The following is an 11,488-nucleotide window of genomic DNA, read 5'->3' on the forward strand; positions in this document are numbered from 1 at the left end:
ACGTCAGACGCCCGTTCGGGAGGCGCCGAACCGTGCGACGCGCCGCAGGAGTCGGCTTCGCCTTCCGACACGGCGAACCGGATGGTCGGGCTGCGGGAAGAGGTCGTCCAGCTGAAGGAGGCCGTCACCTCGCACGCCACGGTGGACCAGGCCATCGGCATGATGGTCGCCCTCGGCCGGGTGTCGCCCGACCAGGGCTGGGCGGTGCTCCAGGAAGTCTCACAGCACACGAACGTCAAGCTGCGCACTGTCGCGGAAATGATTCTCGCCTGGGGGCGACGGGGAGATCTGCCGCCCGATATTCGCGCGGCCCTGGAGGACACGCTCGACAAGTACGGGCCCACGCAGATCCCCGACGGTCACCCCGCCCCGTAGGCGCGGAATTTGTTTGGATCTGATCCTCCCAGGTAGTTCAGAGAGAGGTGGCCCGCTGGCCAACCGCTCCCGGGAGGGTTCGGCAGTGAGCTCGCCTCCGACCGCCCGGCCGGGGCAACCCCCCGGGCGGCCGGGTGTGCCCACCGCCCGTGGGCTATGCCGCATCGGAGAGCACCTGTTCGCGCAGAGTGGCGCAGCAGTCGCTGAGGAGGCGCGAGACGTGCATCTGTGAGATGCCGAGCTGATCGGCGATGCAGCTCTGCGTCATGCCCTGGAAGAAGCGCAGGTAGAGGATGGCCCGTTCGCGCTCGGGGAGCTCGTGCAGGGCCGGTTTCACCGACTCGCGATCGATGACCAGGTCGAATCCGGTGTCGCGCGCGCCCAGCGCGTCGTTGAGCGCGTAGCCGTCATCCCCGCCCGGCAGTTCGGCGTCCAGGGAGAGCGCGGAGAAGCTGTCCAGGGCCTCGAGACCGGTACGTACCTCGTCCTCGCTCAGGTGCGCGTACGCGGCGATCTCGGCGACGGTGGGTCGTTGGCCCTGCATCGTCTGCGACAGGTCCTTGAGGGCCGCGCGCACCCTGTTGCGCACGTCCTGGACGCGGCGCGGGACGTGCAGGGTCCACATGTGGTCGCGGAAGTGGCGCTTGATCTCGCCGGTGATGGTCGGGACGGCGTAGCTCTCGAAGGCGTTGCCGAGTTCGGGGTCGTAGCGGTCGACGGCCTTGACCAGGCCGAGTGCGGCCACCTGGTTGAGGTCCTCGACCGACTCGCCCTTGCCCCGGTAACGGCCTGCTACACGCTCCGACATGGGCAGCCAGGACCGGATGATCTCCTCGCGAAGCGCCTCCCTCTCGGGCCCGGCCGACAGGCCTGCTAGGCGGACGAAGGCCGCGGCGGTGTCGGGGGCGTCGTCATGCGGGTGTCTTTTGGTGCCGGACGTCATGCGCATAGTGCTCACAACTCCCTCAGGGGTTGCCGACGGGGCAGTCCCCATGGGAGGGCGCGCACAAAAAACCGGACGGGAGACCATCCGGCGATCTGGTGCACCAGCTCCCACGGACGTGCCTCCTGTCCGAAGCACTGATAGGACAATTCCCCCATACCGGTCACCCAAACAAGCGCGAAACAATCCCGGAGAATCATCCAAGGGGAGTGACGCCGGGCGAGGGGGCGATTCTGGAGCGTCACGCATCGTCCGCGAATCCATATCCGTACGCCGTGAATTCACCGCACGATCTCCGCCTCCGCGACGCGCGATTTCCATGCTCTCCGCAACGCCGCCGAGCAATTCACCGCGCAATGCGTCGCGCGAACGAGCGATTCGGCGCCGGATTCACGGGGCGGATCCGAGGCGGGGCGCATCGGCACAGGTGACGAGCCGACCCGCCGGAACAACGCGCGTACGAGTCGCACCCCACGGGCCCGGCACCGCGACATGGCGACCCCGGTGGCCGCTTCGAACGTCCGCCGCGTCGACGTCGACGACCCTGCGAGACGACCCTCAGGACGGACGCGCCGGAATATACGGATGGCCGGCCGAGGTCTTGCCGTCCGCGTGGCACCGGCGCCCCCGGTGACCTGCGCCTCTCGCCCCACCACGACACGGGGCACCACGGCCGTGCCGCCCCGCACGTGACCCCGGATTCACCCGGACCTCCGCCGACCGTTGACGGGGCAGCCGCACCGTGGAAATCTAATACTCATTGAGGAGAATGCAGTTCTCGCCTGCGCGACCGCAACTGTTCAGGCAACGCCTGTATCGGAGGACTGACGCGATGGCCCTTTATCCGAAGCCGGCCGAGGGCAGCTGGACCGAGCACTACCCGGACCTGGGAACGGGAGTGGTGTCCTACGAGGACTGCGTCTCACCCGAGTTCTACGAAGTCGAGCGCGAGGCGGTGTTCAAGCGGGCCTGGCTGAACGTCGGCCGGGTCGAGAACCTGCCACGCAAGGGGAGTTGCTTCACGAAGGAGATCGAGGTCGCCGACACCTCGATCATCGTCGTGCGCGATCTGCGGGGACGGGTGCGGGCGTTCCACAACATCTGCAGGCACCGGGGCAACGAGCTGATGTGGAACGACTTCCCGCGCGAGGAGCCCCGTGGGTCCTGCCGGGCGTTCACCTGCAAGTACCACGCATGGCGCTACGAGCTCACCGGCAAGCTCGCCTTCGTCCAGCAGGAGAGCGAGTTCTTCGACCTGGACAAGGACGACTACGGCCTGCTGCCGGTGCACTGCGAGGTGTGGGCGGGGTTCGTCTTCGTCCATCTGGCGAAGGAACCGGAGCAGACCCTGCCGGAGTTCCTCGGCCCGATGATCACGCCGCTGGACGGCCCGCACCGCATGGTCACCACCTCGGGCGCACCCCGTCGGCTGTGGCCCGCCGACTACCAGTACCCCATCGAGATCGCCACGCGCAGCGGCCCGTTCGGCCCCTGGGACGAGCCGGACCTGGGCACCGAGCCGGGCGGGACCAACCCGGGCAAGGTCAGGAAGTGGTCCGTGGACAACTTCCAGATCTTCCCGAACAAGGAGTTTGCGCTCCAGGACGCCGGCACGCTCGTGGGGACCCAGCGGGCGCTGGAGTCACGGGCGGCCGGCGACGACTTTCCCCTGGGCGACCAGGAGTTGCTGGTACGGCACTTCCACAGGTCGATCGCCGACTGGGTCGAGGAATACGAGCGCAAGACCGCGGGGTGTGAACCGGTGTCGGACACCCTCCTGCCCGAGGCGTTCGCGGAGCCGGAACCCTTCGCCGCGACCTGGTGCCTGGCGAGCGACATGACCGAACTTCAGGCGCTCTACGACGTCGGCTTCCCGCGCATCGAGGAAGCGCTCGCGTCCTGCGACAAGTTCCCGCTCGACGCGCTGCCCGACCAGGCGCGCCGCCTCCTCGAACTGGTGCATTCGATCACCATGGTGTCGATGTGCGTCGAAATCTGGCACCAGCCCAGGGTCGACGGCGCCAGCGCCGAGATCCACCGCGTCGCCGCACCGCTGCCCTGACCCGGCCCGGCGACCGCCCGAGCCCAGCCGACCCACCACTCACGACCACCGGGACCCACACGCCCGGTGCCGAAGGGAGCGTTGCACACGGTGAACGACTTCGAGGCGATGAACTTCTTCCGGGACGACGGGCTCGTCGCGGACCCCTACCCGTACTTCGAGGCGATGCGCGGGAAGTGTCCCGTACAGCGCGAGAGCCACCACGACGTGGTGATGGTGACGGGGTACGACGAAGCGGTTCACGTGTTCAACGACAGCGAGACGTTCTCGTCGTGCCTCTCGGTGACCGGCCCCTTCCCGGGGTTCCCGGTCCCGCTCGAGGGGGACGACGTGAGCGAACTCATCGAGCTGCACCGCGCCGAACTCCCCTTCAGCGACCAGCTTCCGACCCTCGACCCGCCGACGCACACGGACCATCGCGCGCTGCTGATGCGGCTGATCACACCGCGACGCCTCAAGGAGAACGAGGCGGCGATGTGGCAGCTGGCCGACCGCGGGCTGGACACGTTTCTCGCCCCGGGCGAGGGCGACTTCATCAGCGGGTTCGCGGGCCCGTTCACCCTGCAGGTCATCACCGACCTGCTCGGCGTGCCCGAAGAGGACCGCGAGGAGTTCGTCAGGGGGCTGGAGCACCGGCCGCAGGCGGACGGCGGTGTGGGCAGCACGGAACGGGAGATGGAGCACACGCCGCTGGAGTACCTGTACGAGCGGTTCGCGTCCTACGTCGAGGAGCGGCGCCGCGAGCCGCGCGACGACGTGCTCTCCGGTCTGGCCTCGGCGACGTTCCCGGACGGCTCGACGCCCGATGTCGCCGATGTGGCCCGGGTGGCGACCAATCTCTTCGCGGCGGGCCAGGAGACCACGGTCCGGCTGCTCAGCTCGGCCCTCAAGCTGCTCGTCGAGCGCCCCGAGCTGCAACGGCGACTGCGCGAGGAGCGCGCCCTCATCCCCAACTTCATCGAAGAGGCGCTGCGGATGGAGAGCCCGATCAAGGGCGACTTCCGGCTGTCCAGGGTGCCGACCACGGTGGGCGGTGTCGACCTACCGGCCGGCTCCACCGTGATGGTCCTGAACGGGGCCGCGAACCGCGACCCCCGCCACTTCGAGGAGCCGGACACCTTCGACCCCTCCCGCGCCAACGCCCGCCACCACATCGCGTTCGGACGGGGCATCCACACCTGCCCCGGTGCGCCGCTGGCCCGCGCCGAGGGCCGGGTGGCCATCGAGCGACTCCTCGACCGCACGGCCGACATCAGGCTCTCGGAGCGGGTGCACGGACCCGAGGGCGAGCGCAGGTACCGCTACATCCCGACGTACATCCTGCGCGGTCTGACCAACCTGAACATCGAGTTCACCCTCGCCGAAGAGCCGGCACGGTGAAGGCGAAGGTCGACGAGGACAGCTGCCGGGGACACGGCGTCTGCTGGTCGCTCTGCCCCGAGGTGTTCGACCTGACCGACGACGGCTACGCGGTGGTGCTCACACCGGACGTACCCGCCGAGTTCGAGGACACCGTCCGTACAGCGATGGGCAGTTGCCCCGAGCGCGCCATCACGCTGGACTGACGCCGGCGGCCCGCGCACACCGCGCGGGCCGCGACCGGCAAGGCTCCTTCACGCGGATCGCGACGGCATCTCGAACCCGGAGACGATCACGACGTTGCAGTCGGCCGCGGCCAGCCGCAGCGGCTTCGCCTCCGCGTACGCGTCCGACTCGTACCAGGCACGCGCCGCTTCCACGGACTCGAATGCGAGGACGACCGTGCGGTTGCCGTGCCAGCTGCCCTCCAGGACCTGGGGCCCTGTATCCACGGCCAGGACGGCGGCCCTGCCCTGCGCGATCGATCCCGCGGACGCCCGGCCGTAGGCCTCCATCCCGGCCTCGTCCTTGATGGCCTCGGTGAGGATGACATATCCCTTGGGCATTGATTCTCCTTTATACCTATAAGCAAATTTGATGACGGTAAGTCAATAATGGGAGGGAACTCACTCATGCGGGATCTCGAGCTGTCCTGCGGGCTCCCGCCGGGCCCGGACTTCGCGGACCTCGTCGTACTGGCCGAGGAGTTCGGCTACTCCAGGGTGTGGATCTACGATTCGGCGCCGCTGTGGGAGGACCCCTTCGTCCATCTCGCCCTCGCCGCACGGCGGACGACCCGCATCGGGCTCAGCACGGCCGTCCTCATCCCCGGCCAGCGGTCGGTGATGACCCTGGCCTCCGGCATCGCCACCGTCGCCCGCGTCTCCGGCGGGCGCTTCCGAGCCTGCTTCGGTACGGGGTTCACGGCCCGGCTCGCGGTGGGCAGGCGCCCGATGACGCTGGACGCCCTCGCCGACTACATGACGACCCTGCGCCGCCTGCTCGCCGGGGAGACGGCGATCGCGGACGGCAAGCCCGTGCGAATGCTGCACGCGGGCGGCCTCACCGCCTCGCGACCGATCCAGGTCCCGCTCTGGATCAGCGTGTTCGGCCCCCGGGGCACCGCGCTGGCCGAGAAGGTGGCCGACGGCGTCATCGGACCTCCGCACCCCGTGCTCCCGACCGCGACCATCATCTCCGGCACCGTGCTCGACCCCGGCGAGGACCGGGACTCGGACCGCGTCCGGGAGGCGATCGGACCGTGGCGGGTCGTCGACTGGCACAACGCGTACGCCAAGGGCGGTGCCGAGGCGGTCGACGCCCTGCCGGGGGGCCGGGCCTGGCGGGCGCCTCTCGAGGATCTCGCCCCCGAGGACGAACGCCATCTGCTGACCTTCGAGGGCCATGTCACACACCTCCCCGACCGCGACCGCGGACTCCTCGATCACATCGACCTCAAGACGACGGTCGGCGACGCGGCCAGGGTCGGCAGAAGCCTGGCGCGGCTCGCCGACCTCGGCTTCCACGAGGTCGTCTACACACCGAGCGGGCCGGATGTGGCCCGCGAGCTGCGCGCCTTCGCCACCGCCCGGCAACAGCGGTCGGCGGCGGACCGCTGAACTCACGGGCACCACAGGGCGTACGGGCCTCACGTGCACTCGTAGGGACTCACGTGCGGCCGGCTCGGGTCCGGACGGCGGCGCACACACCGCCGTCCACGAGGAGGTCGATCCCACTGAGGAATCCGGCCTCGGACGACAACAGGAAGGCGACGGCCGCGGCGACGTCCTCGGAACGCCCCTGTCGGCCGAGCGGGGTCTGCCGCAGCAACAGCTCCATCCCCGGATGGCTCGCGGATTCCTGCCGCCCCTGAGGAGTGTCGATCAGCCCGGGGGACACCGAGCAGACACGGGCACCGAGCGGGCCGAGGCGCACCGCCTCGCGCTGGACGAAGCGGTGCACCCCGCGCTTGGCCCACGCGTACGCGATGCCGGTGTCCTCGATGCCCGGCCCGACGGCCTCGTGGACGCGGTCGAGGAACCGTTCGTCGAGCGGGTCGTCCAGCACCGCGTCGACGGCCGGGTCGGGACCGGTGCCGCCGAGCAGTGGGGCCATCGACGCGAAGCACACCAGGGCCGTGCCCTCGGTCGCGAGCGGGCGGAGCGTCCGGGCCAGCAGCGCGGTCCCGACGAGGTCGACGGTGAAGATACGACGCCAGTCGGCCATGGTGGGCGAGATGCCCGCGGCGTGGGCGACGGCGCGCAGGGTGCCCAGTTCGCCGACGCGTGCGGCGAGTCCGGCCAGGCCCGCGGCATCGGTGATGTCGAGGACGAACGGTTCGACGACGGCCCCCTGCCCGGTGGCGGACAGGTCCTTGGCGGCCACGGTCACGGTCGCCTCGTCCCGGTCGACGAGGAGCAGTCTGTCCACCTGGTCGGCGAGCCGCTGCGCGCAGGCCAGACCCATCCCGCGACCGGCGCCGGTGACGATCCCGACGGTCGTCATGCGCTCATCCCCCAGAACCGTTCCAGGCTGTGCTGGGCCACCCGGCTCACCAGCTCGACGCGGTAGCCGCTGGCCGGGCTGCGCAGGAACGCGAACGGGGCGCCGTCGGCACCCTTGCGCGTCGCCTCCCGGACGAAACCGTGGCGTTCCAGTTCGGCGGCGTCCGCGGCGACGTCGTCGGACCAGTAGCCGACGTGATGCACGGCGCCGCCGGCCGCCGGCTCCCACAGGGTCCCCGGGACGCGCCGGACGATCTCGAGACGGGGTGTCGTCGTCGAGAACACGCATCCGAGCTCGACCACGGCGTCCGCGTCCGGCAACGTGACCGGAACCGGTCCGCTGATCTCGCCGCACCACTCGTACCCGAACAGGGAAGAGAACTCGGCCAGGGTCGCCTCGAAGTCCTCGACGACGATACCGAGATGGAACTGGTCCTGAGCCTTCAGCACCCGGCCGACGGCCGCCTGCCCGTACTCCGTCGCTTCCAACGTGTCTCCCTCGTCGTTGAGATCAACCACAGAAAAGAAGTTCATTCTTCGAAATGAGAACGATATTCTCACGTGCGGTCGGGGAGCGCAATGGAAGGACCGGGGGCCGTCGCGAGGCCCGGCGACGACCTTTCTTCGTACCATCGGATGCATGCCGCTTCCCAACGGATCCGGGGGTCACGGCGTGGGTGTTCAGGTTGTGTTCAGGCCCCTCGCGGGCCCTGGCAACTCCTGCACCAGAAGCCCCAAAGCAATGGCAAAGACCCCTGTGGCCAGCGCTGTTCGCCATGTCATCGTGCGGGCATGAGCACAGAGCACCTCACCCGCCGTCGTCGCGCCGCCGGCCCCGCCCATCCGGCGAGCAAGGTTCCGGAAGTCACCGTCTACTTCTGGGTGATCAAAGTGCTGACCACCGGCATGGGTGAGACCGCCTCGGATCTCCTCGCCAAGAGGCTCGGGCCGATCCCCGCCGTCGGCCTCGGCGGCCTGGCCCTCGTGGTGGCGCTCTGCGTCCAGCTCAAGGCCCGTCGCTACGTCGCCTGGATCTACTGGACGGCGATCGTGATGGTCAGCGTGTTCGGGACCATGGCCGCGGACGTCCTGCACGTCGGCCTGGGCGTCCCGTACACGATCTCCACCCCCTTCTTCATGGTCGCGCTGGCAGCCGTGTTCGCCGTCTGGTACGCCAGCGAGAAGACCCTCTCCATCCACAGCATCCACACCCGCCGCCGCGAACTCTTCTACTGGGCCACCGTGCTGGCCACCTTCGCGCTCGGTACCGCCGCCGGTGACCTCTCCGCCACGGTCGGCCTCGGCTACCTCGGCTCGGCCGTGCTGTACGCCGTCGCCATCGCCGTCCCCGCCGTCATGCACAAGTGGGGCGCCCTCAACGCGGTGGCCGCGTTCTGGACCGCGTACGTCATCACCCGCCCGCTCGGCGCCTCGGTCGCCGACTGGATGGCCCTGAGCCACGCCCGCGGCGGCCTCGCCCTCGGGCTGGGACCGGTCACCCTTTCCTGGACCGTCGCCATCATCGGCTTCGTCGGCTACCTGGCCGTGTCCCGCAACGACGTCAAGGACACCGAGCGCCTCGCATAGGGCAGCGGCCGTGCGGGGGTGACCGCCGGGGCCGCGCTCGACATGGTGGACGACCGCGGATCGACGGGCGCGCGGTCGTCCACGTGGGGTCCACCACCTGACGCCCGCGCCGCCGTCCCGCCCCGCGTCAGCAGATCCTCGGCAGCTGTTCCCCGATCGGCAGGTCGACCACCCGGGTGCCGCCCAGCCCGGTGCGGGCCACCACCATGCCCGGATGGGCGTCCACGACCTCGCCGATGATCCTGGACTCCGTGCCCAGCGGGTGCGCCCGCATGGCGTCCAGGACGGCGTCGGCGTGCTCGCGGGGCACGAACGCCACCAGCTTGCCCTCGTTGGCCACGTACATCGGGTCGAGGCCCAGCACGGCGCAGGCGTTGGCGACGGCCGGCGGGACCGGGACGTCACGCTCGCGGATGACGACGCCGGTGGCCGAGGCCGCCGCGATCTCGTTCAGGGCGGCGGCCAGCCCGCCTCGGGTGGGATCGCGCAGCACATGCAATTCCGGGGTGACGGCGAGCATGGCGTCGACCAGACCGCCGAGCGCCGCACAGTCGCTCTCGATCTCCACCCCGAACTCCAGGCCCTCACGCACGCTCATGATCGCCACGCCGTGCACGCCGATCGCACCGCTGACCATCACGACATCGCCGGGCACGACCCGCTGCGGGCGCAGGTCGACGCCCGCCGGGATGAGCCCGATACCGGCCGTGTTGATGAAGATCCCGTCGCCGTGACCGGCCTCGACCACCTTGGTGTCGCCGGTCGCGACCTCGACGCCCGCGGTCCGCGCCGCCGCGCCGAGCGCCTCGGCCACGCGGGCGACGGTCTCCATCTCGACGCCCTCCTCCAGGATGAAGCCGCAGGAGAGGTAGGCGGCCCGGGCGCCGCTCATGGCGAGGTCGTTGACGGTGCCGTTGACGGCGAGGTCACCGATGCTGCCGCCGGGGAAGAACAGTGGCCGCACCACGAAGGAGTCGGTGGAGAAGGCCATCCGGACACCGCCCAGCGACAGTGCCGCGGCGTCGCCCAGCTGGGCGAGCACGTCACCGCCGAACGCGGGCGCGAAGACGTGCTGGACGAGTTCGGCGGACAGGGCTCCGCCTCCCCCGTGGCCCATGACGATCCGCGGCTGGTCGCGCAGCGGGGCCGGGCATGTCCAGGCGGCGGGGTCGAGTACGGGCGTACGGAGTTCGGTGGTGCCGACGGTCTCAGACAACGGGGGTCGCCTCCCGGGGCGCGGGGGTGAGGTCCAGGCGCCGGTAGAGGTAGTACGCGGCGCAGGCGCCCTCGCTGGAGACCATGGTGGCGCCGAGCGGGGTGCGGGGGGTGCAGAGCGTGCCGAACGCCTCGCACTCGTGCGGCTTGAGCAGGCCCTGCAGGACCTCGCCACTGCGGCAGGCGGCCGGTTCGCGGGTCTGGATGTTGTCGACCGAGAAACGGTGCTCGGCGTCGTACTCCCGGTACTTCGGGGACAGCCGCCAGCCGCTGTCGGGGATCACCCCGATGCCGCGCCAGGCCCGGTCGGTGACCTCGAAGACATCCTCCAGCATGGCCCGTGCCGCCGGGTTCCCTTCCGGGCGGACGGCACGGGGGTAGGCGTTGTCGACGGTGTGTTCGCCGCGCTCCAGCTGCGCCACGGTCCGGCGTACGCCTTCGAGGATGTCCAGGGGTTCGAATCCGGTCACGACGATCGGGACCCGGAAGCGCTCCGCCAGTTCCGGGTACTCCCCTACCCCCATCACGCTGCACACGTGCCCGGCCGCCAGGAAGCCCTGGACGCGGCAGGTCGGTGACTGCATGATCGCCTCGATGGCGGGCGGTACGCGGACGTGGGACACCAGCAGGCTGAAGTTCGGGATGCCGAGCTTGCGGGCCTGATACACCGTCATCGCGTTGGGCGGCGCGGTCGTCTCGAAGCCGATGCCGAAGAAGACGACCTCGCGGTCGGGGTTCTGCTGGGCGATCCGCAGGGCGTCGAGCGGCGAGTACACGACCCGTACGTCGCCGCCCGCGCCCCGCACCTGGAACAGGTCCCGTCCCGTGCCGGGCACCCGGAGCATGTCGCCGAAGGAACAGAAGATCACCCCCGGCCGGGAGGCGATCTCCAGCGCCTTGTCGATGACCTCCAACGGGGTCACACACACGGGACACCCCGGCCCGTGGATCAACTCGACCTGGTCCGGCAGGAGTTGGTCGATGCCGTGGCGGATGATGGTGTGCGTCTGTCCGCCGCAGACCTCCATCAGCGCCCATGGCCTGGTCACCGTGGAGTGGATGTCGTCGAGCAGCCGACGTGCCAGGTCGGGGTCCTGGAACTCGTCGATGTACTTCACTTCCGCGCCTCCTCTCCCGCGGACGGCAGGGTCTCGCCCACCTCCGCGGCCATCTCCCAGGGGTCGCCGAACTCCTCCTGCAACAGGCCGAGGGTGGCGAACAGTTCGAGCGTCTGCTTCGCCGACTCCTCGTCGAGGCGCTGCAGGGCGAATCCGACGTGCACGATGGCGTACTCGCCGACCTGGAGGTCGGGCAGGTACTCCAGGCACACCTCCTTGACCACACCGCCGAAGTCGACGTTGGCCATCCGGGTGCCGTCCCGTTCCTCGATGTCCAGCACTCTGCCGGGTACCGCCAGGCACATGAGCCTCTCCTCGCTGTTGG

13 protein-coding genes are annotated in these 11,488 nt (G+C 70.0%); 6 read left to right on the top strand and 7 right to left on the bottom strand.

Annotation, left to right across the window (positions count from 1 at the left end; all coding sequences use genetic code 11):
• The first annotated feature begins 81 nt into the window (after positions 1-81).
• A complete protein-coding gene (locus ACZ7M3_RS10880; protein ID WP_472063102.1) occupies positions 82-375 on the top strand; it encodes an ANTAR domain-containing protein in 294 nt (97 codons plus the stop codon).
• Positions 376-529: 154 nt separating this feature from the next.
• Here the strand turns inward: ACZ7M3_RS10880 and ACZ7M3_RS10885 are convergent, their stop codons facing one another.
• Complete coding sequence (locus tag ACZ7M3_RS10885; RefSeq protein ID WP_472062401.1) at positions 530-1,324, bottom strand: SigB/SigF/SigG family RNA polymerase sigma factor; 795 nt, start codon at positions 1,322-1,324, stop codon at positions 530-532.
• Between the two features lie 826 nt (positions 1,325-2,150).
• Here ACZ7M3_RS10885 and ACZ7M3_RS10890 point away from each other — a divergent pair.
• From ACZ7M3_RS10890 to ACZ7M3_RS10900, 3 genes are all read left to right on the top strand, one after another.
• On the top strand, positions 2,151-3,380 hold the full coding sequence (locus ACZ7M3_RS10890) for an aromatic ring-hydroxylating oxygenase subunit alpha (protein ID WP_472062403.1): 1,230 nt from the start codon (positions 2,151-2,153) through the stop codon (positions 3,378-3,380).
• A 90-nt stretch (positions 3,381-3,470) separates the two neighbouring features.
• Complete coding sequence (locus ACZ7M3_RS10895; RefSeq protein WP_472062405.1) at positions 3,471-4,760, top strand: cytochrome P450; 1,290 nt, start codon at positions 3,471-3,473, stop codon at positions 4,758-4,760.
• Entirely contained in the window at positions 4,757-4,945 is a 189-nt protein-coding gene (locus ACZ7M3_RS10900; protein ID WP_351295821.1) for a ferredoxin, read from the top strand. Before ACZ7M3_RS10895 ends, ACZ7M3_RS10900 begins: the two co-directional genes overlap by 4 nt.
• 48 nt (positions 4,946-4,993) lie before the next feature.
• Here the strand turns inward: ACZ7M3_RS10900 and ACZ7M3_RS10905 are convergent, their stop codons facing one another.
• Entirely contained in the window at positions 4,994-5,305 is a 312-nt protein-coding gene (locus tag ACZ7M3_RS10905; RefSeq protein ID WP_472062407.1) for a DUF1330 domain-containing protein, read from the bottom strand.
• 66 nt (positions 5,306-5,371) lie between these two features.
• On the opposite strand from ACZ7M3_RS10905, the gene ACZ7M3_RS10910 reads away from it, so the two are divergent.
• Positions 5,372-6,358, top strand: coding sequence for an LLM class flavin-dependent oxidoreductase (locus tag ACZ7M3_RS10910; RefSeq protein ID WP_472062409.1), 987 nt, complete (start codon positions 5,372-5,374; stop codon positions 6,356-6,358).
• Positions 6,359-6,407: 49 nt separating this feature from the next.
• Here ACZ7M3_RS10910 and ACZ7M3_RS10915 read toward each other — a convergent pair whose 3' ends face one another.
• The gene (locus ACZ7M3_RS10915; RefSeq protein WP_472062411.1) at positions 6,408-7,244 is read right to left on the bottom strand and encodes an SDR family oxidoreductase; all 837 of its coding nucleotides are present in this window, start codon (positions 7,242-7,244) and stop codon (positions 6,408-6,410) included.
• Positions 7,241-7,777 carry a VOC family protein gene (locus ACZ7M3_RS10920; RefSeq protein WP_472062413.1) on the bottom strand — a complete coding sequence of 179 codons (537 nt, stop codon included), beginning with the start codon at positions 7,775-7,777 and terminating at the stop codon, positions 7,241-7,243. The genes ACZ7M3_RS10915 and ACZ7M3_RS10920 overlap by 4 nt, the downstream gene beginning before the upstream one ends.
• Positions 7,778-8,035: 258 nt before the next feature.
• Between ACZ7M3_RS10920 and ACZ7M3_RS10925 the strand changes: the two genes are divergently transcribed.
• Complete coding sequence (locus ACZ7M3_RS10925) at positions 8,036-8,830, top strand: COG4705 family protein (RefSeq protein ID WP_472062415.1); 795 nt, start codon at positions 8,036-8,038, stop codon at positions 8,828-8,830.
• Between the two features lie 127 nt (positions 8,831-8,957).
• Here ACZ7M3_RS10925 and hypE read toward each other — a convergent pair whose 3' ends face one another.
• The 3 genes from hypE to ACZ7M3_RS10940 form a co-directional block, all read right to left on the bottom strand.
• On the bottom strand, positions 8,958-9,947 hold the full coding sequence (gene hypE / locus ACZ7M3_RS10930; RefSeq protein WP_472063104.1) for a hydrogenase expression/formation protein HypE: 990 nt from the start codon (positions 9,945-9,947) through the stop codon (positions 8,958-8,960).
• Positions 9,948-10,038: 91 nt separating this feature from the next.
• Positions 10,039-11,163 carry a hydrogenase formation protein HypD gene (hypD, locus tag ACZ7M3_RS10935; RefSeq protein ID WP_472062417.1) on the bottom strand — a complete coding sequence of 375 codons (1,125 nt, stop codon included), beginning with the start codon at positions 11,161-11,163 and terminating at the stop codon, positions 10,039-10,041.
• A complete protein-coding gene (locus tag ACZ7M3_RS10940; RefSeq protein ID WP_095857564.1) occupies positions 11,160-11,468 on the bottom strand; it encodes a HypC/HybG/HupF family hydrogenase formation chaperone in 309 nt (102 codons plus the stop codon). The genes hypD and ACZ7M3_RS10940 overlap by 4 nt, the downstream gene beginning before the upstream one ends.
• Positions 11,469-11,488: the final 20 nt, after the last annotated feature.

The sequence above is a fragment of the Streptomyces sp. NPDC111656 genome (assembly GCF_055656965.1).